Source organism: candidate division WOR-3 bacterium, from assembly GCA_029858255.1.
GTDB lineage: Bacteria > Hydrothermota > Tepidihabitantia > SM23-42 > SM23-42 > SM23-42.
Map to the genome: position 1 here is coordinate 35,398 of JAOUFJ010000004.1, position 24,343 is coordinate 59,740.

Consider the following 24,343-nt stretch of genomic DNA (forward strand, 5'->3'; position numbering starts at 1 on the left):
TAGCATATAATTTTCGGACGCTGCGGGTGTAGCTCAGTGGTGGAGCATCGGCTTCCCAAGCCGAGGGTCGCGGGTTCGAATCCCGTCGCCCGCTTTAATTTTTCTCATTGACGAGGAGGTATCGTGCGAAATACGTTTATGTTCTTGATAATTGTCGCCACTTCTGGACAAATTTGCTTTGCCGAAATGGATTGGGAGAATTATGTTCTTAAGGAATCCGCGACCCATCAGGAGCAAGCGTTCGATCTGCTGAAAAATGAACTCTACAGTTTGCAGTATGATGCAACAAGCACGGTCGGTGAATTCCTCCTCGCTTACGACCGCGGGGAACCCCTGACTGAACATCTCCACCGGTATAAGATGGACCAGTACTATCTCACGGACGGCACGACCGAATTTGGATTCCATCTGGCGCTGAAACCTTCGATCATTTCTTTGATCCTCCCCGAGAAAAAGCCAGTCCAGATGGTGGTACCGGTGCTTTGTCCAACCTGCGGACAAGAATGGCCGGCCGACAAGAAACATCCCGCAGGATTACAATTGAAGCCAAAGGAAATTGAGACGGCAAAATATACGAGTATCATTATCGATTGCAGCAGGTTGAACATTGCCTCCTGTTTTTTCCCGAGAGTCTACAATGAGAAATTTCAGGAGGTATACTCTATCGACTTTGCCGACTCTCACCACGTTATAGATAGAGGGTTAGTGCAATACATCGAATCCGGACTTTCTGATAATCCATTAATTGGCGAAAACCCGCTGAGAATCAAAGCCCTCGCAACAATGGGTCCTCACCGCACCGATATCAAGATCTCATCGCCTGATGCCAGGCGTGTACATGGTTCTCAGAGTAATTTGGAACTGCTAAGAGAATGCCGTGTCGTTATTATATCTGGGCAGTAGTTGTCTTATTCGCAAGCTGCGCCTCGCTTTTTGACCGCAAGACCGATTTTGAGCGAGGGTTGATTTCATACAAGAACGGCCAATTCCGCGAGGCAGCCAACTATTTCAATGCCTATCACAAAGAGCATCCTCATTCAGATTCTACGCTCTACTACTTATTCAACTGCTACACCAAACTCGACGAACCTGAGAATCAAATACTTACTCTGGAAAAACTGGCCGGCCGTGGCATTAACGATCCGAACATCTATCTGAATCTGATATTTCTCTGCCGCAAGCACGCGAAGTACGATCTATTATACGCAGCGCTGCTGAAAAGCCCGCAACCGCTTGCCGATGATATGGACAAGCACCTTACCCTGACCCGTAGGTTCCTGGCGGAATTGATTTCTGGCGCCTCGAGACAAAGGTTAAAAACCGACGCAATGGTCTTTTGCATATCAAGAGGCTATCTGCCACTATTCCCTGATGGTAAGACATACGAAGAAGATACGCTCACGATAGCCAACCTCATTGTGCTCTTAGACCGCCTCGTCGACCCTCTCTATCCTCGTAACCTTTTTCCAATGAAGGAGATAAGCACAAAATCCTACCTATATCTCCCTTATATGAGGCTCGTCGAACTCGGAGCAATGGATTTCGATCCCTACCTCAAGCCTGATCACACCGCCAGCGTCCTTGCAGCAACCAGGGCACTCGATCTATTGGTCACAAAAGGATACCTTGATAAGGCTCATTGATCGCTACCTCATCAGAGAATTCATACCTCCCTTCATATTCTCAACGATTGCGCTGACCTTCATCCTTCTCATGAACGAATTGTTCCGGCTAATCGACCTCTTTGTCAGAAAAGGCCTGCCAATAGGGATTGTAGGACAGATACTCATCTACACCCTCCCCCTGATCCTGTCGTATAGCGCACCCATGGCAATCCTCGTAGCAATCATCATGAGCTTCGGCCGGGCTGCGCAGGACAATGAGATACTTGCTCTTAAGACAAGTGGTCTTCCTTTTCGTTCCATCATGCGCGTTCCATTTGCGATAACGCTGACTTTCACGCTGTTCCTCGGATTCTTTAATAATTACCTGCTGCCCGAATCGAATCATCGCGTCCGAAATTTAATGTTGGACGTAACACGCAAGAGGCCGGCCGTGCGTTTACCCGAAGGTATCTTTACGAATGAATTTCCTGGCTACACCATATACATTGGCGAGAAAGATGAAGGCCGTTCAATCATTCGTGACATAACTATTTACGACGCGCGTGATGGCGTGCTCATAACTGCCCCGCGCGGTGAGTTAAAGAGTTTTGACGAGGAGGATGTTCTTCGATTCACGCTGTTTGACGGTGAACTACATCAGCTGGTCGACAGCGCCAAATACCAGAAGACTCAATTTGACAAACAAATAATCAACATGAAACTCGACACCGATCTGGTAAGAAAGGAACGCAGTTACCGAAATGAAAATGAGCTGACCGTTGACGGGCTGGAAGATATGATCCGGGAAACGAAACAGAAGATCGCCGGCCTGCGGCTCGAGATCATTGGTATCGGCACAACCGCGATTGAGAGCTATCTTCAGGGCGATGTTTTCGGTTTCGACAGAGCAAACTTTGAGATCGAGCGTCGAATAAAGACGATCGAAGGTGATTCGAGAAAGCTTTCACGCTATGAGGTCGCTTATTACAAGAAGTTTTCCCTCGCCTTTGCCTGTATAGTATTTCTGATAATCGGCGCGCCCCTCGGATATATATTCAAGCGTGGCGGAATAGCCGGTATCCTGGTGGGCGTTCTGTTATTCTCTTCCTATTACATCCTCGTCATTGCCGGCGAAGAGTTTGCCGATCGCAGGAATTTTCCTGCCTTCTGGGGCATGTGGCTCCCCAATTTCATTCTGCTCGGCATCGGTTTATATATGTTCCTGATGGCAGAACTTGACCGCTCCCCATTACGGAAACTGTTCAAATGAGCATCATCAACCGCTACGTACTCAGGCAATTCATCCGCTACGGGGTTATCTGCCTTGGCGTTTCCATATTCATATATGTGGTGATCAATCTGTTCGATAATCTGGGCAAGTTCCTGGCAAAAAATGCCTCGGCACTGGACATAATGTTATACTATGTGTATCTGACGCCCTCCTATGCCATACTACTCATCCCGGTTGCATCCATGATCGCAGTATTTCTCGTGTTCGGAATCATGACGAAGAACCGGGAACTGCTTATCTTGAAGACAAGCGGATTCAGCATCAATAATCTCTTCTACCTCCTGTTGCTGACAGGGGTCGCTATCGCCATCGGTACATTCATTTTTCAGGAAACAATAGGGGTCTGGGCTCAAACGAGGTTGATCGAACACGAACAGGTAAGAATAAACCGGCGTCCAAAGAGAGAAGATCTGTGGCGCCGTAATTTCTTCTACTACGGTGAGGACAACTGGATATATTTCGTCCGCAAGTTCGACGGCAGGATCAACACCATGGATGATGTGATCCTGTGGAAGACGACCCGCGACAACAAGGTCAAAAAACGGGTCGACGCGCCACACGGCCGGTTTGACGGCATCTGGGTATTTGAAAATGCAACCCTGCGCCAATTTGACACCCTGGAACACGAAATTGTGACCAGACACTCGCTCCTCACGATGCCCGAACTCGCAGAAAAACCCACTGATTTCCTGAAGAGAATTAAACCGGCCGAGGAAATGAATTTCCTCCAGATATCCGCATTTGTGAAGAAAAGGCAACGCGCAGGGCAGGATGTCGCAAAAGAGGAGGTTGAACTGAACTACCGTTTTTCTTACCCCATAATCACTCTCGTGCTGCTTCTGATAACCCTCCCGATTTCAGTGGTCCTGCGCAGAGGCGGGATCGCCGTCGGCCTGGGCATAAGTATCGGCCTATCATTTGTCTACTGGGGGTTCATTCAATCAAGCCGCGCCTACGGCGTTGCCGGCATCCTGAACCCGTTTCTCGCCGCTTGGCTACCCAACATAGCATTCGGTGTCATCGGCCTAATATTGTTTCTCAGGGCACCTCGCTGAGCAAAAGCCTCAGAAAATAGCCATGTTGACATTTCTCCAAAATTAAGTTAGAATAGAACAATGTGGTTCAAGAAAAAGATCGAAGCCAAGGCGGAAGACAAGCTGCAATTGCCTGACGGGCTATGGGCAAAGTGCGAGGCCTGCGGTGAAATTCTATACCGAAAGGAACTCGAGAAGAACCTCTGGATTTGCCTAAAGTGCCAATTCCATTTCCGTATCAGCTGCCGCGACTATATCAACCTGCTTCTGGATAATGCGCAATTTGAGGAGCTGGATGCAAACCTTGAACCAATGGACCCCCTGGAATTCCCCAACTACAAGAAAAAACTGAAAGAAGCGCAACAGAAAATGCAGATGACAGATGCAGTCGTCTATGGATTGGCAAAGATCGGGGAAACGCCCATTGTCTTCACGGCAATGGACTTTGGCTTCATGGGGGGAAGCATGGGTTCTGTCGTTGGCGAAAAGGTCGCCCGAGCCATCAGGCGGGCATACGAGGCAGAGATCCCGCTGATAATACTCTCCGCATCGGGTGGAGCACGCATGCAGGAAGGCATTCTTTCTCTCATGCAGCTGGCAAAAACCTCTGCCGAATTGGCCCTATTGAACCAAAAGCGAATCCCATACATTTCAATTCTTACTCATCCAACAACCGCAGGGGTGATGGCGTCCTATGCGTCACTCGGTGATATCATAATCGCTGAACCCGGAGCGTTGCTCGGATTCACTGGCCCGCGCGTAATTGAGCAGACCATTGGCAGCAAATTACCCCCGGGCTTCCAGCGGTCAGATTTCATGCTGGATCACGGGCAGGTAGACATCGTTGTGTCCAGAAAAGACCTGAGAAATACCCTGATCAAAATCCTGAATATTATCTGGAAGCATGCCTAGACTCCTTCTGGAGAATGTTACAAAAGTATATGACCGGGAAGTCTATGCGGCAAAGGATATCTCATTTGCCGTCGAGCCCGAGGAGTTCACGGTGCTCGTTGGGCCCTCAGGTTGCGGTAAGACCACAACACTGAGGCTGATCGCCGGTCTCGAAGAGTTAACGTCTGGCGATATTTACATAGATGGCCAACGCGTAAACGATGTATCGCCAAAGGATCGAGATGTGGCCATGGTCTTTCAGAACTACGCCCTGTACCCGCACATGAGCGTCTACGATAACATGGCATTTGGATTGCAGGTGCGTAAATACCAGAAGCAGGAAATCAAAGAACGCGTAGTTGCAACCGCGGAGACCCTTGGTATCTTGAGTCTATTGGAGAGAAAACCGCGCCAGTTATCAGGAGGTCAAAGACAGCGAGTTGCCCTTGGCCGTTCGATCGTGCGCAACCCAAGGCTGTTCCTGTTTGACGAACCACTCTCTAACCTTGACGCCAAGATGCGCGTGCAAATGCGCGCCGAATTAGCGCGCCTTCACAAAAAAATTCATGCTACAATCATCTACGTAACTCACGACCAGGTGGAAGCAATGACCCTCGGGCAAAAGATCATCGTGCTTAAAGATGGAGAAGTACAGCAGGTTGCAGACCCAATGCAACTCTACAAGGACCCGAGAAATAAATTTGTTGCCGGTTTCATTGGCAGCCCGCCAATGAACTTTATCGGCGGTACAATTGTCAAAAAGAATAGGACAATTGTCTTTCACAGCAGAGACTTGAATCTTATTCTCAACAAGAGAAGTGAGAAAATGGCCGATCACAAATTAAGTATAGGCATAAGACCAACTGATTTTTCAATTGCCAGGGGCTCTCAAATAGAAATTGTCGTAGATGTCATTGAACCAATGGGCACTGAGCTATACGTGCACGGGCGGACCGGTAGCACAATGTTGTCAGCCCGGGTTCCCGAGGATGCCGCGCCGCAAGTCGGCAAATCGTTTATCCTCAAGATCGACCCGGGAAAGATCTACTTCTTCGATGAAAAAACAGAACAAAAAATTCAATAAAAAGATCTTGCGCCTGGGGCTTGTCAGCATGATCCCGCTCTGTTTGGGGCTCGGGATCGGTGCTTATTACTCAGTAGTAAGCGGGCTCCCGCCGGCAGAATCGATTTCTTTCTTCGCACCACCCATTTCTACCAAAGTATTCGATGATCAGGGAAACGTGATAAGCCAGTTCTTCATCGAGCGACGGGAACTAACGAGTCTCGACCGCGTGCCCCAGTACCTGAAAGACGGATTCATAAGCATCGAAGATAAGAGATTCTACAGCCACTGGGGTGTGGATATGCTGAGGTTTTTCAAATCGATGTTGATCAATGTCGTGAACATGCATATCGTACAGGGCGGGAGCACAATAACCATGCAGCTCGCCCGGAACATGTTCCTGACAATGGAACAGACGATCATGCGTAAATTGAAAGAAATGGCACTGGCGATACGGATTGAACGCGCTTTTACCAAAGATGAAATACTCGAGATGTACCTCAACCAGATCAATTTCGGACAGGGGCATTATGGCGTCGCCACCGCTGCCGAATACTATTTCGACAAAGACATATCAGAACTCAACCTCACCGAATGCGCACTGCTCGTCGCCCTGCCGAAAGGAGAAGGTTATTCTCCATACAAACGGCCCGAACGTGCAATACAACGGCGTGACCTCGTCCTGAAAGCGATGCTCGATAACAAGGTCATTTCCTCCGAAGATTACACGCGTGCAGTGAATGAACCGCTCGGTGTTGTCGAACAGAAGAAGGAAAGGCGCGTGGGCGAATATTTTCTCGAGGAAATAAGACGTTATCTTGAGCTTAAATACGGACCGGAATTTCTCTATCGAAGCGGCGCAAATATCTACACGACGATGAATACGCGCATGCAAAAGGTCGCTGAAGAGGTACTGGAAAAGCATCTCACAAAACTGGAGAAAGACCAGAGATTACCCCATCCGAAATCTGAGTTCGATTCGATCGGTCTCGCCGATACGATAACCGCGATACCCTATCTTCAGGGTGCGTTCGTTCTGCTAAATTACCACACGGGCGAGGTCAAAGCGATGATCGGCGGCCGCAATTTCACCCAGAGCCAGTTCAACAGGGCAACCCAAGCGCGCCGCCAGGCAGGGAGCGCATTCAAGATATTCGTCTTCACAGCAGCCGTCGATAATGGCTTCACGCCGACCGATATAGTACTTGACCTGCCGATCGTCCTCGAGATTCCCGGCATGGACAGCATTTATCGTCCCTCTAATTACGACCGTACATTCCTGGGACCGATCACCGTGAAGAATGCCCTGAAACATTCAAGGAATCTCGTTGCGATACGACTCATCAGGAGCATCGGTCCGGAACTGGTAGTGAGTTACGCTCACAACCTCGGCGTTGCATCGCCCTTGCTTCCGGTCGTATCACTGGCCCTGGGCGCTTGCGAGGTGAATTTATTGGAAATGGTCAGTGCCGCCGGAACGATCGCCGATCTGGGTGAAAGGGTCGAACCGATAATGATCAGAAAGATAACCGACAACGACGGCACCTTGATTGAGATCAATAACCCGCTTCCGGAAAGAAGAATTTCAGCACAGACCAGCTATATAATGACCGACATCATGAAGTCCGTGGTGAATGGAGGAACTGGCTATCGGGTTCGTGAATTCTACAAAGGAAATGCTGCGGGTAAGACGGGGACGACCAATAATTACAGTGATGCCTGGTTCATCGGCTACACGCCCGAATACGCTTGCGGGGTATGGGTCGGGTATGACAATAACGACAGGATATTCCGTGGCGCCACAGGCGGTTTCACATCCGCGCCGATATGGGGCGATTTCATGGCACGCATCGATACCTTGCAGAACAAGGAATTCCCCAGGCCTTCATCCGGGCTATCCTCAACCCGCATTTGCTCACAAACCGGGCTCCTGGCAAGACCATCCTGTCCTGAGGTGATCGACCAGGTATATATTGAAGGCACTGAGCCCACCGAATTGTGCGACACCCACGTATTCAGGGATCGGTTCCGCCAGTATGAAGAGGAATTCGAAAAGATCGACGAGTCAATAATCGAAGGTTACTAGTGACTCTCAGCCGCGCACTTTTACAATACCAATAGCACAAGAAACCCAGCGTAAACAAATACCAACACCAGCCACGTGGAAATTTCTCCTCTAAGGTTACGCAGCCTGTAACAAGCTTCACGCACTGGTTTTCCTTTCAGGTAATCCATCTCGCCGAGAAGAATACTCACGTAAATTAACAGGAACAAACCCAGGTACAACAAACCCATCCATCGCGGCGGGTTGTAGAGGATCAAAACACCGACCACGAGAAAGAAATTACCGATATATAGCGGGTGTTTCAAATACCTGTAAGGTCCATTTCTGATGATATGTTCCGCTTGAAATTCTCGGCGCCGGGCATCACCACCTATGTAACCTGCAGCCCAGATCCTGATCGTCAAACCAAGCACGACCGCAGCGTGGCCAGCCATCGAGTGGCGAGGATTTGCAGCAATAACAAGAAGCACAAAGGCGACAGCAGCGATTGCTGCGCGATACCGGAATAAATGGCGGCCTATTTTGAAGAGAGTCCTCACATGAATAATGCCGGGAAGGGGATTTGAACCCCTATACCCTTGCGGGCGCTAGGTCCTGAACCTAGTGCGTCTGCCAATTCCGCCATCCCGGCCTAACCTGATAACTGATAACAGTCAACAGATATCTGGTATCTGTTATCCGTCAAGAGTTAGTATACACAGAGAAAGGTTCAAGTCAACGGAACAACTGGAATTCTGGATATTGCGATACGATTAAGGAGCAGGAACTTCCTTCACCCGCGGGTACTGTCCATACAAACGCCGGTAGATCTCTGGATAATCAGATTTGCCGCCGAGCAGCATTGTCGTTATGGGAAATGCCTTCTTGGCCAGAACCGACATCTGATGGGCTATGCTACGGATATCCCACTGCGCAGTCGGATCTTCCCGGAGTCGAGAAATGTGATACAACTCCCGCAGATTCACTTTCATGAGCACCCGCCTGCGGTGCGCGTTGGTCAGGATATAACTGCCGATACGGGGAAGTTTTTTTTCGAGTTTATCGTAAAAACGCTCGGTCATGTCTACCACCTGGAGAAACCCGTTCTCCTCTCTGACTGCCTTAACCGACTGCGGCACGGTTACGCCAAGATTCGGATCATAATCACTCCAGACAATTGAAGCCACACGGTGGCGCTTCAGTTGTCCAAAACATCCTGCAGACACGATCAGCGAGTAAGAAAGATCAGCATATTCGAATTCTCTGAGCAAAACATCATATAGCTCAACCCGACCGCATGCCTTTTTGAAGAGATCCAATTTCTTTCTTCTGGACATTGTCCTCACCGTCCTCAAGCAAGCAAGATAATTCCCGCCCGACACACTGAAGAGCAACGTGGCCAGTATTTTGTTATCACCATCATTCGTATGGTCGACAAGCTGCACCTCATGCTCTCGTCTCAATTTGCCGGTGCTATTGATACCAGCCGTATGGTCCAGCAATTCTTCGTAGGTTTTCTGGTCGTAATCATTTGCCTCGTAAAAGAGAATGATCGAAGGTGAGATCTTTTTTACACTGCCAAAGAGTTTCCTGCCCAGTTCCCGTATCTCGGCCAGATGATGTGAAGCGAATCGCCGTATCATCAATTCCAGATTACGCGCGTTCACGGTCGCGCCAACCTGAGTCTGGGTCGCAAGGGATAGTATATAGCGCGCGTCCTCCTTCGCCAAATTTTCCAGGAGACGTCGGTCCTGAAAATTTTTGTCCAGTCTCGGCAGTCTGGTGAAGTTGTAGTTCTTTATTTTTTCAAACAGCAATTTATAGAGCTCATTCTGCAGGCGGATCATATCTTTGAATTCCACGCGCAAATTCTTGTTCTGCATCTCTTCCGGCACTACATAATCACCTTCCAGGGTCACGTAGCGTTGTGATTTCTCTGTATACGAACACAGGCGGAACTTCTCGAATTCCTCGACAGCTTTACGGGAAATATCAAGGATATCGAAATTAAAAACTGCGTGCTCGGCCACTGAATGATGCCCCATTTCAAAAATGATCTTCTGATTCGATGCCCTTGCCCTGGCGACCTCATGCCTCGCATTTTCTCTGAGTTCATCGATAGATTTAGGACTGCGGCTGATCCGCGCGTAGGCAGCGGATATGGATTCGGGGGTCAACACGATATTTCCTTTTCTGTATTCTTTCAAGGCGTCGAGGTCGATATTGTAGCCCGCCAGGATAACCCGCATAGGTATTACCTTCTCCCCCGAAATCTTGCTTCGATATCTTTGGCCAAACGTTTTAATGTTGGATACATCTTCACCGCCGCCTGCTGATATGCAACAAGGTCACGGCCAACCGGGTCAGGTACTTCGGTATATTTTGTCTTGCGTCGGTACTCCCGAAGGAGAAAGGTCCTTACCACCGCATCAGGGTTGATTTCCAGCACCGTTTCATAATGTTTGAATTCCATCACCAGTACTAGATCGGCCCAGTCAATCAGTTCCCGGTCAAGGTAGTTGCTCCGGTGGCGGTCGATCGAACCGCCGTATTCCTTGACCACTTGCCTCGCATAATGTGCAGACTGCAAACCACCCATCGCAATCGTCCCGGCCGACCTTACTTCACAGTACTTAGGGTTGATCAACGTCTTCAACATGCCCTCGGCCATCGGACTGCGGCAAGTATTCCCACTACACACAAACAGCACATTGAATTTCAGTGAAGCCTTCAGCGTCACTCTACGCCCGTAGACCTTTTCGATCGCCAGTATCGGAACCGCGCCCTTACGCATTACCATCGGCGGCGTCGCCGTAAGATCAAGCACCGTTGAAGGCGGTGAGTACAGCATACCGCCATCGACGACAAGTCCCACTTCCGTGAAATGTTCAATAATGTCATAAGGTGATATCATTGGCGGCTCGCCGCTCTTGTTGACGCTGCTTACGGCAAGAGGTCTGCGGTACTCTGCGAGTAACTTCAGCACGAAATCATTTTGAGGAATTCGAATGCCGATCTTATCAGTGATATACGGCAGTGAAATGTCGGATTTCTTCTTGACGATAATGGTCAACGGGCCGGGAACAAAAAAATCTATTATCTTCTTCTTCACGGGGACCGCGAATTTGTCTATGTCACCCCTGCTTATGAATAGGGTAAATGGTCTTTCTTCCCGTTGTTTTGTATCAAAGAGTTTCCTGACCGCTGCTTCATCACCGCCGTCGACTGCAAGGCCGTAAACCGTATCAGTTGGTATTGCTATTATCCCCTTATTCTCCAATATCTGGGTTATGCGCCTGAGTGAATTGAATGCCTCGGCAAGTTTGATGATCATAGATATTGAAACAGCAGTCTAAGCTGCTACTTTATCTTCAGTTGATTATACAGACGGCTGGCGAATAACGCCGCGTTCTTGGCACCAGATTTACCAATGCCAAAGGTCGCTACCGGCACTCCGGAGGGCATCTGGGCAATTGACAGCAGAGAATCGAGCCCGCCCAGGGTCGAAGCCGGAATGGGTACCCCAAGCACCGGTATTTCGGTCATCGACGCAATGAACCCGGGTAGATGTGCAGCCAGCCCCGCGCCAGCAATGATCGCAATGACCTCCTCATCTTTCGCCCTGGCGATCAATTCTCTGATCTTGTCAGGTTCACGGTGAGCCGAGTGGATAAATACTTCGTGTGGAATAGATCCTTTTTTTAAATACTCTTCAGCCGGTGCCATCGTTTCGGTGTCGGACTTGCTGCCCATGAAAATCCAGACTTTCATTTTCGCCTCCTCCGCTTCATCTTCTTCATGCCAGTGTTGCCAATATCCTTACGATAGTACATACCCTTGAAATGTATTTTCTTGATCTCCTCGTAGGCGCGTTGCTTGGCGACTTTCAGATTATCACTTACCGTAACGACATTCAGTACTCTTCCCGACGCGGTGACTAATTTCGATTCATCTATTTTGGTACCAGCATGAAATACCAGCGTGCGGGAATCAAGTTTCTGCTTGAATTCAATTTCTTCACCAACCCGGTAATCATTTGGATATCCGGCTGATGCCAAAACTACACACAGTGACCATAGATTCTTTGCTTTTATCGGCTCGTCAGAAAGCTTACGTTCAGTCACTGCGACCATAGAACCGAGCAGATCGCTTTCCACAAGAGGAAGAATCACCTGTGTTTCTGGATCTCCGAACCGACAGTTGAATTCTAATACCTTGGGGCCGGTTGATGTTATTATCAACCCTGCATAAAGCACACCTTTATAATCAAGCCCCTGGTCCCGCATCGACAGAACCGTAGGCTGGATAATTACATTCTCGATGATGTTCGAAATACGTTTATTCACCGGATACGGGGCGTATGCTCCCATGCCGCCGGTATTTGGTCCACGGTTCCGGTCATACAACTTCTTATGATCCTGCGACGAGGGAAGATAGCTGACCGAAAGGCCATCGGTTAGCACAAACACGGATGCTTCCTGCCCGGTCAGGAATTCTTCAACCACGATACGATTTGCTGCCTCGCCAAGTTTATGTTGCACCAGAAGTTGATCGACAATTTTCTCGTATTCACGCTTATTGTTGGCTGCGAAGACACCCTTGCCAGAAGCTAGGCCAGCGGCCTTTACCACAACCGGAAATTTGTTTATCGTCTTTATATATTTCAATGCCTCAGATGCCGTTTCATATATTTGAAACTTCGGTGCCGGGATGCCAAACTTACCCATGAATTCCCGGGCAAATGATTTATCGGCTTCGATACGGCTGGCGTTCTTATTCGGCCCGAACACTTTAAGCCCGGCGTTTTCGAATTCATCAACAATACCCATTGCCAGAGGTAATTCGGGCCCGATGATCGTGAAATCTATCTTTTTCTCCTGGGCAAAATGTAGAAGGCCCGGAATGTCCGATGCTAAGATATCGACACAGGTCCCTACCTGGGCAATACCCGGGTTACCTGGCGCGGCGTATATCTTCCTGACTCTTTTTGCCTTGCTGAGTTTCCAGGCAAGAGCGTGTTCGCGTCCGCCACCACCAACGATCAAAATTCTCATCGCAATCTCCTCATTATGTCTTTGAATTTGGTTTCGGATCGCTCAATGATGCTGCCCAATACTACGAAATCCGCGCCAGCGTCCAATGCCTTCCTGACTTCATCATACTCTCTAAGCCCCCCACCGACGATCAAAGGAATATCGACATTATGTCTGACCTTCTCGACCATGGTATGGGGCACTGGATTCTGAGCGCCACTGCCCGCTTCGAGATAGATGTATTTCATACCGAAATACTGTCCAGCCAGTGCGTGGGCAACCGCGATTTCAGGCTTGGCTCGCGGTATCGGCTTCGTATTTGATATGTACTCAACCGCCGTGAAATTTCCGGACTCGACCAGTATGTAGCCAACCGGGATTACTTCCAGGCCGCAGTCTCTTATAAGAAATACCGCCTTAACCTGCTCGCCGATGAGAAATTCCGAGTTCCGGCCGCTCAATAAGGACAAGAAGAAAATCGCATCAGCGCTTGAGCAGACCTGATGTGAACCACCCGGGAACAATATCACCGGACAATTTGCATTACTGCTTACTGCGTGAACAAATTTGTCAAAATGCGGGGTCACCAAGAGAGACGAACCAATTAGAATTCCTTTGACACCGTTATCACACACAAATTTCGTCACGGTGCCGACATCCTCTGTCGATATACGGTCCGGGTCCAGGAGGCCCAAAACACCCGGTTTTACACTATTCAGTTGGTCATAGATCGACCGATTATTCATGTTGCCTGATTATACTTATCTCAGGCGAAAAATCAAGGGGGAAAACGGGGAAGCTTGACAATTCTAAAATAATGCGTAAAATCATGGTATGAAAGAGCTGGAGAAAGTCAGGCTTTTTAAATACATGACACCCCAGGAAGTCAGCTGGATGCTGGTCAGGTGGCAAACCAGGGAAGTGCCAGAGGGCTCTGTAATAACAAAAGAAGGAACGATCGGTGACGAGATGTTCATCATTGAATCAGGGCGCGTAGAGATTTACCTTATGCGTGGTGATGTTGTCTTATTATTGACCGAGCTTCAGGAATCCTTCTTCTTCGGAGAAATGTCGATCATGACCGACAAAACGAGATCGGTCACGGCAAAGGCCAAGACCGATACGAGGCTGCTTGTATTGAAAAAGCGTGATTTTATGGATGTTGTGAACGAAAATCCGAAGGTTGCCGCCAAATTCCTGCTGGCGATGACCGAGGATTTGTGCAACAGGATACTCACAACAAACAAGAATTTAGAGAATTATTTCCTTATAAATCAGGCAATTGTCGATAACAAATCGTTCAGAGATCTTTACATACTTGCCCAGAAGGCCCCATCGTCTAGTGGTTAGGACATCACTCTTTCAAGGTGGAGACACGGGTTCGAGTCCCGTTGGGGCCACCATTTGAACAAGGAGAGGTTATGAAAAAGATATTGTTTGTAATTACACTGACGACAATCGCTGCATCGGCCCAGGAAATATCTATCTATGGCAACCGGGGTATGTTCAAGCTGCAATATGCGCAACCTCATGATATGGGCATGCTATCATTTCATCTGGCTGCCATGGAAAGGTTCGAGCAAAACAGGGTGGAGATTGCAGGCGATTCTGTGAACGACCGGAGACATTTCCTGGAAACTGTGGTCGGCATATCCTACGCGATAAATGACTACGTTGAAACGCGATTTCACGCAGCACCGTTAGTCAAATATTACGAGGCAAACGATTATCCGATTGCGCGTGGCGACCCGGATCCTGTTTTCGGAATCACCACATATGAAATCGGCCTGAAATTGGGTTATCCGATTATCGTCGATGAGCTCACTCCTACGTTGTATGCATTCGGCATTGACTCCCGCGTTGATTTTGGCCCTGGGCTTTCAACTGAATTTTTCGGCAACGCATTGAACAAGGACCGGCTACTCTACGAGGATTCCATGTACCGTATGCCGCCTTACATACCGCACGATCCGGATTTCGGGTTCACAGCGCTTTTTGATTTCCGGACAGGACCTTTCGCGACCCATCTCAATATCGGATATGTCATCACGGGCGACGATCAAAATCCTGGGTATGTAACGCCAACCGATTTTGCAGCGCTACAGCGCCCTAACTTTGTTCCCCATGGTATTGGTATCGAGATAGTTCCTTCAGAAGGGTTGAGGCTCCTGTTCGAGACTTACGGTTATACGACCCCGGACTTTGAATCTGAATCCCTTTGGGTAACGCCCGGCCTGCGGTTCGGTTCCAAGAGCGTCGCATTTGATCTCGGTTGTGAACTTGGATTGGTCGGTACGTGGTATTGGAAAGCATTTTTTAACTTTTCCGGCGGATACGACCTGGCAAAGAAACCCAAGGTGCCGATCGCGCGAGTTTTCGGGAGAATCTCGGACGCAAAGACAGGAACGCCCTTGGCCGGAACTATTAGCTTCCCTGACATCCAGCGCGAACCGGTACAGACATCGGCTGACGGTACCTACGAATTATCTCTGGCGCCTGGCAGCTACCGCATCCGCGGTGATGCACCGGATTACAGATGGCGCGAACAGGGACTCGTTCTGAAAGATGGCGATAAGATCATGCTTGATTTTCAACTGAACAAGAAACCGGTCGCAAAGATAGCAGGCAGAATATACGACGCCGAAACCAATGCCCCGCTGGTCGCGACGATTACCTTCCCCCAGACTGAATTTCAAAAAGTCATCACTGATACATCGGGGTTCTACACTGTCACGCTGCTGCCGGGAACTTTCCGGATGCGCATAGAAGCCACCAACTTCCAGCCGTTGGAAAAAACCATTAATCTGGCTGACGATGAAACAAAGGTCGTTGATATTGCCATGCACACCGGTGGTATCCTCACCGGTAAAGTATCCGAATACGAAACTGGCAAGGCTCTGCTGGCGCAGATAACCTTCGTCAACACGAGCGTCCCGCGAATAACAACCGACGCAACCACGGGTATATACAAAGTGGCAGTACCACCGGGTACGTACTCGGTCATGGTTGAAGCAGAAGACTACATCGCCGAAAGTGTACCAGTCGTGGTGGCAAAGGATGAAACAAAAATTCAAAACTTCGTGCTGAAGCCGGTTCCTAAGGTGGGAGAAAGGGTCGTCTTGAGAGGCATCACCTTCGATTTCAATTCAGCCGTTATCAAGCCGGTTTCCTATCCTGTACTGGATGATGCGGCAAGGGTATTCAAGGCAAAGCCAACGATGAGAGTTGAAATAAGCGGGCATACCGACAGCATCGGCTCTGATTCTTACAACATGACACTCTCCAATCAGCGCGCGAGTGCGGTACGCGATTATTTCATACGATATCATAGTATCGACCCCAGCCGTCTCATCGCAGCAGGTTATGGGGAGACCCAGCCCATCGCTGATAATCGAACACGCTCGGGTCGCGATATGAACCGCCGCATTGAATTCAAGGTACTCAGTTGGTGATTATCTGAATCATAGTAATAAAAAGGGGGCTTAGGCCCCCTTTTTATTCACTCCTGGTGCCGGCGATTTCCTGTTCTATCTTGTCAAGATATCTTAGATTGCCGACAATTTTGAAGATTTTATCGGCTTCGAGGAACATCTTCAATGCGTCCTTGAACCGACCTACACGCTTGTAGGCGACGCCTCTCAGGTAGAAAATCTCACCGGATATTTTGTTTGCTGGCAGACCCCGAAGATAAGTCTGAGCGTGTCTGAACAAAGTCTGCCCCATCGAATTTTTGCCGGATGCAACCAGGATCCGGGCGCGGTACATCAAATTGTAGATATTATACAAAACATTACTCTCCATCTTGAGTTGCGCGGTCATTCGCTTTACGAGACCAGCAGCTTTTCTGTTTTGCCCTGCGCTTAGGTAATACTCCACCTCTTCCATCAGGCAATCAATATTGAGGAACTTGACGTTTATTTTCGCGGCAACACCGCGAGCTGCATGAAGATATTTACTTCCCTTTTTGATCTTTCCTTTCTCGCGATATAATTCACTCAGGCTTATACTGGCAAAAATAGTACCTTCATAGAAGGATATTTGCTTTGCGAGCTTTAACGAACGCCGGAAATATTCCAATGCCTGATCACACATCAACCGGTTGTGGCTGATCATACCCAGGTTATTGTAAAGAAGTACAATTGTTCTTTTAGCGCCGATCAATTTCGCTTTCGCCAGCGCTTCCAGACAGTATGCTTCAGCTTTCGGTAAATCGTAATTTGCATACATTACTCCGAGATTGTTTAAGGTTATCAGAATACCTTCCTGGTAACCAACCTCCTGATAGATACCGAGGGCACGGTTGAAGAATTTCTCACTCATCGTGATATTGAATTTCCCCTGGTAGTTAAGCCCGAGGTCAACGAAGCAGGCAGCGATATTTTTCTTATCGCCAATCGACCTTCTTATCCGCAGGCTTTTTCTGAAATACTGTTCTGCATTGTTGAATTTACCCATCCTCAGAAGGACGACGCCGAGTATGACGTATGCATCACCGAGTGTTTGCCTGTTCACGTGCTTCTTTTTTTTCAATATGTCCACACACTCTTCTCTTGCCCGAACATACTGGCCCATTCTTGTATACAACCACGCGATTGAGGTCCTGAATATGTATACGGCATTCGTTCCCCGGGTAATCTTTATTCCTTTTTCGTAGTATCTCAGACTTCGTCTGTACTGTCCCATTTTCTCGTGGACATTTCCGAGCTTTTCGTATATGCGATAGGCATGAGGGTTTATCTTCAAGCACTTGCGTAATAGATCCAGCGCCTTATTATAATTACCGATTGAAATATGTATATCCGCAAGTGCAAAATTGATCTGAAAGATCTGCTCAATATTATCTTCGTATTTCAAAGCGGTTTCGTAGAATTGAACGGCCAGGCTGTGAGCATAGTTATCCCGTGCCTTCAGGGCAGCTTTCTTTGAATAGCCGAGTGTTTTCACAGCATCTCTTGCATGAGCGAAATGATTTGCCAATTCTTCATAGTAGTCTGAAATATTGCCGTGGAACGTTGTCTCAATTGCCTCACCCACTGCATGATGGTAGTTTCGTAGATTGCCGCGGGATATATTCTTGTATACAATCTGTCGCACTATGTCCTCTGAGAAGAAGTAAGTGTCAGCCGTTCTATTTTTCAAGAACCCCACTCTGCAGAGTTCATCCAGCGCTTCCAGTATCTGGCCCACGTTCCGCTTGCTGGCAATCGCAATGATCTCGGGAGCGAATTCCTGACCAAAAACCGCGGCGATTTCAAGGAACCCCCGCGTTTCGGGATTGAGCATTTCGATCTTTCTTTTTATCGTTTCCTCAATTGTCGGGGGGATGGAAACTGCACTGCCTTTCGCCAAATTCCACCCGTCTTCATCCCAGTACAGTCTCTTGTTCCGTTGATATCCTTTCAGAATTTCTTCGATGAAGAAAGGGTTACCGCCACTTTCTTTGTAGATCAGTTTTGCCGCGGCCGGTGGAACCTTACCCATTACAGATTCCAGAAGCTGGCTGGTCTGTGCATCACTCAAAGGGCTGAGCGTGATCTGAGTATAGAGACGTTCCCGTGCCCATACCCCGAGGTAATGCGAAAGGGATGAATTCTTCCTCTCCTCTACACGATACGTGCCGAAGATCGCCAGGCTGTTTCTCGTGCTGCGCATGAGAAAATCCAAAAGCTCAATGCTCGGCCGGTCAGCCCAATGCAAGTCGTCGATAAAAAGAATTGTCGTGCCCGGGTAGACTGCTTCGGACAACTTGCCAAGAAACTCGCTGATCGCATGATACAGACGGTATTTGTCTAATTCCTCGATCTGGACAGTACGAAGCATTCCAGACATGGGAAGGAGTTTCGCCAACTCACTCTGGTAGATATCAGCCATCCTCTTAAATGTTTGCTGCACCAGAGAAAAATCATTATTGAGCATGTCGCGCAACATGTTCTTGAACGGATGATACGCGACCAACGCGAGGGCTTCGTAGGCATTGCCCCTTGCAACGATTTGCGTGTTCAAACGGTCTTTTATCTCCATCACGAAGCGAGTTTTACCGATTCCTACTGTGCCGGCAACGAAAATCGTGCCGAATTCCTTCAGCTGGTTGATACACCAATTGGTTTCATCTTCCCGGCCGATCGTCACCGGTGACGGTATTCTCAATCTCCTGACAGCTGCGTGCTTCACTCCTATTCGGTTCTTTCCCTCTCTTTTTGCCTGATACATCAGACCATCAGCATGATTGACGAGGCTCTCTGCCTTGGCTCCATTATCCGGGAAGACTGCGAATCCCATACTACACTGGATCTTATGCGCCCGCATTTCGATGTTAGAAAGGGCTTCGATGATACGACGACCCAGCTCCATGACCCCGCCAGCAGAACTATTGGGCATGAGCACGAAGAATTCGTCACCACCGTAACGCACAACGCTGTCGACTTCCCTTACGCTGCCGCGCAAGAACTCGCCAAATTTCGCCAGAACGCGGTCACCTTCAAGGTGGCCGAAGTTGTTATTTATTCTCCTGAAATCATCTATGTCGACCAATATCAGCGCGAATTTCGTGTCAAATCTCTTGGCGCGTTTGATCTCATTGTCGATCCAATAATGCATATAGCGTCGGTTGTAACAATTTGTGAGGTCATCACGATATATTTCCTTCATCTCCACACGATTATAATCACTGAACGAGCCGAAGTCAACTTGTGAAAATACGTTAGGTTCGTTATTCTCGTTAATATCGTTACTCCCGCTAATCCCGCTATACTCGTTATTTGGGTTAGTCTCGCTATTCCCGTTAATATCGTTATTTACGTATCTTCTGTTTTTCTCCCTTTCTCCGTGTCACCGTGTCTCCCGGTATCCGTTTCACAGCGCAGCGTATCTTCAGGAGCGATCTACTTACCTCCCATCACTGTTTGCGACTTTGATATTTGAATTTTGGATTTGTCCCGCTCTGCGAGGATTCTCGCAAATGCGATCAAATCACAGATTCAGAGCATTTGCGGAATTTAGGATTTAGTGCTTCGGATTTCGAATTTCCCCCGGTAGGGGGTTATTCGTACCGCAGTGCTTCTATCGGGTTCAGGCCGGCAGCACGCCGTGCCGGGTAAATTCCAAAGAAAATTCCCACCGCAGCAGAAAACCCGAATCCGAGCATGACCATCCAGGGCGATACCGAAGCCTTGAGCGGAGATACAACTGAAATAAGCCAGGCAAGGATCAGCCCGAAAATAATACCAATGACCCCGCCAATGAGGGCGAGGAACACAGATTCAACCAGGAATTGTGAAAGAATGTTCTGGTTCGATGCGCCGACCGCTTTTCGTATGCCGATTTCCCGGGTTCGCTCGGCAACGGAAACGAGCATTATATTCATGATCCCAATGCCGCCGACCACAAGAGAGATCGCCGCGATCGCCACAATTGCGATGAACCCCACGCGGGTGATATTTTGATATATCTCCATTAACATCTGCTGGGTGCCCAATTCGAAATCATCCTTTTTGTCGAATGAAAGTCCGTGCCTTCGACGCATTAGTTCTCTCACTTCATCTATGGTTTTCTCGGACTGACCTGATTTTGGCTTGATGTCCACTGAATATCCAAAAAAGGCACGTTCGATTACCGACTCACCTTGTGGGAATATTTTTTCAAAGAACGTATAAGGCATCACCAGCATGTTGTCCATGCTTTGGCCCAGAAACGCGCCCTTTTCTCTGAATACGCCGATTATTTTCAACCGGTGGCCGCGAACGTTCAATTCTTTGCCTACGGGTGAGCCTTCGGGGAAAATATTTTTGGCAACGTATGATCCTATTACACAAACACTGCGGCGATGCGTGACGTCATCGCGAGTGAAGTCACGCCCGCTTTCGACAAAACGGTTGTTCACCTTTGAAAAATTTTCGGTTGAACCAATGATACGTACTGAAGCAAGTTCCTTGTCTCTGTAACTGAGCTTTGTCAGCTGCTGAGATATTTCAGGGATTGCTATATCAACCGATGGCAGTTGACTGATAGCCTCAGCATCGTCGGGTGTAAGATCGGGACGATTGGCGATCTCCTCAATGTTCTGTGGCCCGGCCATGACCATTGGTGATTTGCTCAGGAAAACCAGGTCCGATCCGATCGACTGGATCTGTTCGGCGACCGAGCGGTTAAGTCCTTCGATCAGTGAAAGGATCGCGATCACCGTGCTGACACCGATTATGATGCCAAGCGCCGTGAGAAAAGAACGCAGGCGGTGGGTCTTGAAGGTCTGTAAAGAGAGGGATATTTTGATCAAAAAGTCATTCATCTTCAATCATCCCGTCTTTCAGCCGAACTATTTTCTTGGCGTGCGAGGCAACATTTGAATCGTGTGTAACCATAACTACAGTATTGCCTTCCTCAACAAGTCTATCGAAAATCTCCATGATCTCCGCGCCTGTCTTCGAATCGAGATTACCGGTCGGCTCATCGGCAAAGATGACCTTAGGATCGTTTATCAACGCTCTGGCAATAGCAACACGCTGACATTCACCGCCCGACATTTCATTCGGCCGGTGGTTCATTCGATCGCCCAGCCCGATATTCTCCAAGATCTTGCGAGCCTTAATGACACGCTCTTTTTTGTTGACCGCGGAGTAGATAAGCGGCAATGCTACATTTTCGGTCGCCGTTAGCCTGGGCAGTAGACTGAAACTCTGAAAGACAAAACCAAAAAAAGTGTTTCTCACCTTTGCCAGTTCCAGGTCTGTGTAGCTGGATACAAGCTTGTCCTCAAGAAAGTATTCCCCAGATGTTGGCGTATCGAGACAGCTCAGAATGTGTATCAGAGTGGACTTGCCAGAGCCGGAAGCACCCATGATCGATATGTAATCATTGGTCTTTATATCGATGGTCACACCGCGTAAAGCATCCACTGACACCTTCCCACGCCAGTATGTCTTACGGATGTCGAGTGCCCGGCAGATGACCTGGTCTCTCTTCATCAGGAGCGTCCGCGAATCGTCCTCACTAATCTTCTGGGCCCAACGCCGCTGTTTGAAGACAGGGTATCAGACTCCAAACCGGTGAAACTCACCTTTTGTCCGTCTTTCAGTCTGCTCAGTACGCGATAGGGACCGATGATCACCGTATCGCCTTCCTCAATGCCCGAGATGATTTCAGTTTCTTCATCGCTCGACACACCCGGCACGATTTCCTTCAGAACCGCTTTGCCGTTCTCGATTAGAAAAACGGTCTCCACCAGCTCATCATCGATCTCCCGCTTGCCCGAAGCTTGGATAGGGATCTTCAAGGCATCTTTTTTCTCGCTCGTTATGATGTCAGACTTGACATTCATCCCCGGTCTCAAAAGCGAAGAGACCGCATGGAGTTCGATCTCTACCTCAAAATCGGTTACTTCATCAGTGCTGAGTTGGCTCTGGATAGGCATGAGACCAACCCTAACGACCGTACCATTGTAGGCTGAATCAGGCAAAGCATCGGCAATCACCTCTGCATGCTCGCCGACCCTTACATCCGGAACATCGGTTTCGTCTATTTTGACAACGGCAATCATCTGGGACATATCGGCAACAGTCATCATCACCGTTCCGCCATAATTGAGAGCGCCCATGACCGCTGTCTCACCTTCCTCCACGTTTACCTTCATTATCTTACCGGAAATTGGTGAGTATATCCTGGTCTTGCGATAAGCATCCAATGCTTGTTCGTAAGAAGCCTTTGCCGTTTTGTGGCTCAACTCCACCCGCTCGAAACTCTCTCTTGAAATCAAATTTTGTTCGATCAATTTCTCGGCTCTTTGAAGATCCTGCTCTGCCTGCTCCAGATTGGCGAGCGCCAGACCGCGCGTTGCACTAGCCTGGACATCATCGAGTTCGATCAGCAAATCACCCTTCTTAACATGATCACCCTCTCGATAAATTATTCTCTTCACCCGCGCGATCGTTTCGGCCGATATGTCGATCTGCGCCTTTGCCTTGAGTTCACCCGAGGCCGTAACAACTGACGTTATGTTGCCCCGCTTGACCAGGCTCACGTTAACTTTTTCCCCCGAATCTCCCTGGTTTAGATTCAACACAATAATTATTACGACAACCACAATGGCGCCGATAATTATCAGTAATCTCTTTCTCTTCATCACTGCTCCTTATCGAGTGCTAACGTACCCAGTAAGTAAGAAAATGTTGCCTGCTGCACGTAGTAATCGCTCAGCGCTGAGGAATACGAAACACGCGCATCGTAGACGGATTTCTCGGCAGTCAAGAAATCCAGAAATGACGTAACTCCCAATGCGTAACGCTCACGGGAAATAACCGCAGCTTCATTTGCCGCATCGAGACTCTTTTTGGCGTACTGCAGTTTATCAAACGACTCACTTATTAAGTAGTATGTCGTGCGCAGCTGCTTCTCGGTTTCCAACTCTGCCCTGAGCTCGGCAAATTCGCTGCGTCTCAAATCATTCTTAGCATTCAAATATCTGAACACCAGATTTTTGATCTCGAATATCGGGAAACTCACACTGATCCCGTAATTCTTCACCGCATTATCTCTGTAATATTGGAAATCAAATAGGAATGAATCACTGGTAACATTGTAGCCGTAAAAAAGAGAGATACGGGGTAAGAATGCGAGGTAAGAAGAAATAAGATTGATCTTCGAAAGGTCCTTCAGTTGCCTGGCGATACGCACTTCGTAGTTCACCGCACGTAGAATTTCCGTCAAGGAATCCAGGTCGGGCATATCGGTCAATTCCGGAGCAGCAAGCGTGTCGGTCGGGTAAATATATCCAGCCGTGCCCAATATCGACCTGAGCTCTTCCTGTGCCGATATCTCCAGTGTTCTTGCCCTCGACCTGTCCTGCTGAGCATTGAGATAAAACACCTCACCCTGCAGCAGCTCGAGCCTTGATGCAGAACCCAGCTCGTACTTTGCCTGGACCAGATTCAGATTCTCCTGCGCCCTCTCGATCGTTATCTCCGAAGAGCTCAACAGTTCGAAAGCGTTGATCAGATTGTAGTATGCTGTTTTTATCCGGAGGATGAGGTTGGATATATCAACCTGGTGCTGTATGTTATTACCACCCAGTTCGCCACGCGCAACGAGAACTGAACTTATTATATCAAGGTCGAACAAGGGCATATTAATGCTCATCGCGCCGGTATAATCACTACTCGTGATGCTTTCAAACTCGCTCTTTGTATATGTGCCAGTGACACTGATGGTTGGAAGGAGATTCGCAAGACTCTGGTAGAATTGAATGCGAGATTTATCAAGAGCAGCACGTGACTCGTGGTAGATCGGGCTGTTCTCGAAAGCAATATCGATTGCCTGCGACACCGACAGTGAATCGACCTGCAAGAATAGTGCTAAGATAATCATAATTGTATTAATTCAGACTACGGATGGC

Annotated in this window: 20 protein-coding genes and 3 tRNA genes; 11 read left to right on the forward strand and 12 right to left on the reverse strand. The window is 48.5% G+C overall.

Annotated features, from left to right (window positions below; genetic code table 11):
- Positions 1-22 precede the first annotated feature (22 nt).
- The 8 genes from OEV79_03225 (at position 23) to OEV79_03260 (ending at position 7,969) form a co-directional block, all read left to right on the forward strand.
- A tRNA-Gly gene (locus OEV79_03225) sits at positions 23-94 on the forward strand.
- Between the two features lie 29 nt (positions 95-123).
- A complete protein-coding gene (locus tag OEV79_03230; GenBank protein MDH4210441.1) occupies positions 124-903 on the forward strand; it encodes a hypothetical protein in 780 nt (259 codons plus the stop codon).
- Positions 873-1,643, forward strand: coding sequence for a hypothetical protein (locus OEV79_03235; GenBank protein MDH4210442.1), 771 nt, complete (start codon positions 873-875; stop codon positions 1,641-1,643). Before OEV79_03230 ends, OEV79_03235 begins: the two co-directional genes overlap by 31 nt.
- A complete protein-coding gene (locus OEV79_03240) occupies positions 1,627-2,874 on the forward strand; it encodes an LptF/LptG family permease (protein MDH4210443.1) in 1,248 nt (415 codons plus the stop codon). The genes OEV79_03235 and OEV79_03240 overlap by 17 nt, the downstream gene beginning before the upstream one ends.
- Positions 2,871-3,950, forward strand: coding sequence for an LptF/LptG family permease (locus tag OEV79_03245; protein ID MDH4210444.1), 1,080 nt, complete (start codon positions 2,871-2,873; stop codon positions 3,948-3,950). The genes OEV79_03240 and OEV79_03245 overlap by 4 nt, the downstream gene beginning before the upstream one ends.
- A 60-nt stretch (positions 3,951-4,010) precedes the next feature.
- Positions 4,011-4,841 (forward strand): acetyl-CoA carboxylase, carboxyltransferase subunit beta, encoded by an 831-nt coding sequence (accD, locus tag OEV79_03250; GenBank protein MDH4210445.1) that lies wholly within the window; start codon positions 4,011-4,013, stop codon positions 4,839-4,841.
- Entirely contained in the window at positions 4,834-5,904 is a 1,071-nt protein-coding gene (gene ugpC / locus OEV79_03255) for a sn-glycerol-3-phosphate ABC transporter ATP-binding protein UgpC (protein ID MDH4210446.1), read from the forward strand. The genes accD and ugpC overlap by 8 nt, the downstream gene beginning before the upstream one ends.
- On the forward strand, positions 5,876-7,969 hold the full coding sequence (locus OEV79_03260) for a PBP1A family penicillin-binding protein (protein MDH4210447.1): 2,094 nt from the start codon (positions 5,876-5,878) through the stop codon (positions 7,967-7,969). The genes ugpC and OEV79_03260 overlap by 29 nt, the downstream gene beginning before the upstream one ends.
- Before the next feature lie 20 nt (positions 7,970-7,989).
- Here the strand turns inward: OEV79_03260 and OEV79_03265 are convergent, their stop codons facing one another.
- The 7 genes from OEV79_03265 to OEV79_03295 all read right to left on the reverse strand — a co-directional run bounded on the left by OEV79_03265 (position 7,990) and on the right by OEV79_03295 (position 13,706).
- On the reverse strand, positions 7,990-8,487 hold the full coding sequence (locus tag OEV79_03265; protein ID MDH4210448.1) for a protein-S-isoprenylcysteine O-methyltransferase: 498 nt from the start codon (positions 8,485-8,487) through the stop codon (positions 7,990-7,992).
- 8 nt (positions 8,488-8,495) lie between these two features.
- Positions 8,496-8,579: transfer RNA gene (locus OEV79_03270), tRNA-Leu, on the reverse strand.
- A 121-nt stretch (positions 8,580-8,700) separates the two neighbouring features.
- Positions 8,701-10,176: an FAD-dependent thymidylate synthase gene (gene thyX, locus OEV79_03275; GenBank protein MDH4210449.1), complete on the reverse strand. Its 1,476-nt coding sequence runs from the start codon at positions 10,174-10,176 to the stop codon at positions 8,701-8,703.
- A 5-nt stretch (positions 10,177-10,181) separates the two neighbouring features.
- Entirely contained in the window at positions 10,182-11,261 is a 1,080-nt protein-coding gene (locus OEV79_03280; GenBank protein ID MDH4210450.1) for an L-threonylcarbamoyladenylate synthase, read from the reverse strand.
- A gap of 26 nt (positions 11,262-11,287) precedes the next feature.
- Complete coding sequence (purE, locus tag OEV79_03285; GenBank protein MDH4210451.1) at positions 11,288-11,698, reverse strand: 5-(carboxyamino)imidazole ribonucleotide mutase; 411 nt, start codon at positions 11,696-11,698, stop codon at positions 11,288-11,290.
- The gene (gene purD, locus OEV79_03290) at positions 11,695-12,981 is read right to left on the reverse strand and encodes a phosphoribosylamine--glycine ligase (GenBank protein MDH4210452.1); all 1,287 of its coding nucleotides are present in this window, start codon (positions 12,979-12,981) and stop codon (positions 11,695-11,697) included. The genes purE and purD overlap by 4 nt, the downstream gene beginning before the upstream one ends.
- Positions 12,978-13,706, reverse strand: coding sequence for a geranylgeranylglyceryl/heptaprenylglyceryl phosphate synthase (locus OEV79_03295; protein MDH4210453.1), 729 nt, complete (start codon positions 13,704-13,706; stop codon positions 12,978-12,980). Before OEV79_03295 ends, purD begins: the two co-directional genes overlap by 4 nt.
- An 88-nt stretch (positions 13,707-13,794) precedes the next feature.
- On the opposite strand from OEV79_03295, the gene OEV79_03300 reads away from it, so the two are divergent.
- From OEV79_03300 to OEV79_03310, 3 genes are all read left to right on the forward strand, one after another.
- Positions 13,795-14,310: a cyclic nucleotide-binding domain-containing protein gene (locus OEV79_03300; protein ID MDH4210454.1), complete on the forward strand. Its 516-nt coding sequence runs from the start codon at positions 13,795-13,797 to the stop codon at positions 14,308-14,310.
- Positions 14,289-14,363: transfer RNA gene (locus tag OEV79_03305), tRNA-Glu, on the forward strand. The genes OEV79_03300 and OEV79_03305 overlap by 22 nt, the downstream gene beginning before the upstream one ends.
- Before the next feature lie 18 nt (positions 14,364-14,381).
- Positions 14,382-16,412, forward strand: a complete 2,031-nt coding sequence (locus OEV79_03310; protein MDH4210455.1) for an OmpA family protein — start codon at positions 14,382-14,384, stop codon at positions 16,410-16,412.
- Between the two features lie 43 nt (positions 16,413-16,455).
- On the opposite strand, the gene OEV79_03315 is transcribed toward OEV79_03310, so the two are convergent.
- From OEV79_03315 to OEV79_03335, 5 genes are all read right to left on the reverse strand, one after another.
- Positions 16,456-19,608: a diguanylate cyclase gene (locus tag OEV79_03315; GenBank protein MDH4210456.1), complete on the reverse strand. Its 3,153-nt coding sequence runs from the start codon at positions 19,606-19,608 to the stop codon at positions 16,456-16,458.
- Between the two features lie 391 nt (positions 19,609-19,999).
- Complete coding sequence (locus OEV79_03320; protein MDH4210457.1) at positions 20,000-21,244, reverse strand: ABC transporter permease; 1,245 nt, start codon at positions 21,242-21,244, stop codon at positions 20,000-20,002.
- Positions 21,237-21,902 carry an ABC transporter ATP-binding protein gene (locus tag OEV79_03325; protein MDH4210458.1) on the reverse strand — a complete coding sequence of 222 codons (666 nt, stop codon included), beginning with the start codon at positions 21,900-21,902 and terminating at the stop codon, positions 21,237-21,239. The genes OEV79_03320 and OEV79_03325 overlap by 8 nt, the downstream gene beginning before the upstream one ends.
- 17 nt (positions 21,903-21,919) lie before the next feature.
- Positions 21,920-23,074, reverse strand: a complete 1,155-nt coding sequence (locus OEV79_03330) for an efflux RND transporter periplasmic adaptor subunit (protein MDH4210459.1) — start codon at positions 23,072-23,074, stop codon at positions 21,920-21,922.
- Complete coding sequence (locus OEV79_03335) at positions 23,074-24,315, reverse strand: TolC family protein (GenBank protein MDH4210460.1); 1,242 nt, start codon at positions 24,313-24,315, stop codon at positions 23,074-23,076. Before OEV79_03335 ends, OEV79_03330 begins: the two co-directional genes overlap by 1 nt.
- Between the last annotated feature and the right edge of the window lie 28 nt (positions 24,316-24,343).

Bases quoted from the DNA above. Each gene is read 5' to 3' on its own strand.
- purD (MDH4210452.1), bottom strand. From the start codon at position 12,981: ATGAGAATTTTGATCGTTGGTGGTGGCGGACGCGAACACGCTCTTGCC.
- OEV79_03235 (MDH4210442.1), top strand. From the start codon at position 873: ATGCCGTGTCGTTATTATATCTGGGCAGTAGTTGTCTTATTCGCAAGC.
- ugpC (MDH4210446.1), top strand. From the start codon at position 4,834: ATGCCTAGACTCCTTCTGGAGAATGTTACAAAAGTATATGACCGGGAA.
- OEV79_03260 (MDH4210447.1), top strand. From the start codon at position 5,876: ATGAAAAAACAGAACAAAAAATTCAATAAAAAGATCTTGCGCCTGGGG.
- purE (MDH4210451.1), bottom strand. From the start codon at position 11,698: ATGAAAGTCTGGATTTTCATGGGCAGCAAGTCCGACACCGAAACGATG.
- OEV79_03245 (MDH4210444.1), top strand. From the start codon at position 2,871: ATGAGCATCATCAACCGCTACGTACTCAGGCAATTCATCCGCTACGGG.
- OEV79_03315 (MDH4210456.1), bottom strand. From the start codon at position 19,608: ATGAAGGAAATATATCGTGATGACCTCACAAATTGTTACAACCGACGC.
- OEV79_03300 (MDH4210454.1), top strand. From the start codon at position 13,795: ATGAAAGAGCTGGAGAAAGTCAGGCTTTTTAAATACATGACACCCCAG.
- accD (MDH4210445.1), top strand. From the start codon at position 4,011: ATGTGGTTCAAGAAAAAGATCGAAGCCAAGGCGGAAGACAAGCTGCAA.
- OEV79_03310 (MDH4210455.1), top strand. From the start codon at position 14,382: ATGAAAAAGATATTGTTTGTAATTACACTGACGACAATCGCTGCATCG.
- OEV79_03280 (MDH4210450.1), bottom strand. From the start codon at position 11,261: ATGATCATCAAACTTGCCGAGGCATTCAATTCACTCAGGCGCATAACC.
- OEV79_03295 (MDH4210453.1), bottom strand. From the start codon at position 13,706: ATGAATAATCGGTCGATCTATGACCAACTGAATAGTGTAAAACCGGGT.
- OEV79_03335 (MDH4210460.1), bottom strand. From the start codon at position 24,315: ATGATTATCTTAGCACTATTCTTGCAGGTCGATTCACTGTCGGTGTCG.
- OEV79_03320 (MDH4210457.1), bottom strand. From the start codon at position 21,244: ATGAATGACTTTTTGATCAAAATATCCCTCTCTTTACAGACCTTCAAG.
- OEV79_03330 (MDH4210459.1), bottom strand. From the start codon at position 23,074: ATGAAGAGAAAGAGATTACTGATAATTATCGGCGCCATTGTGGTTGTC.
- thyX (MDH4210449.1), bottom strand. From the start codon at position 10,176: ATGCGGGTTATCCTGGCGGGCTACAATATCGACCTCGACGCCTTGAAA.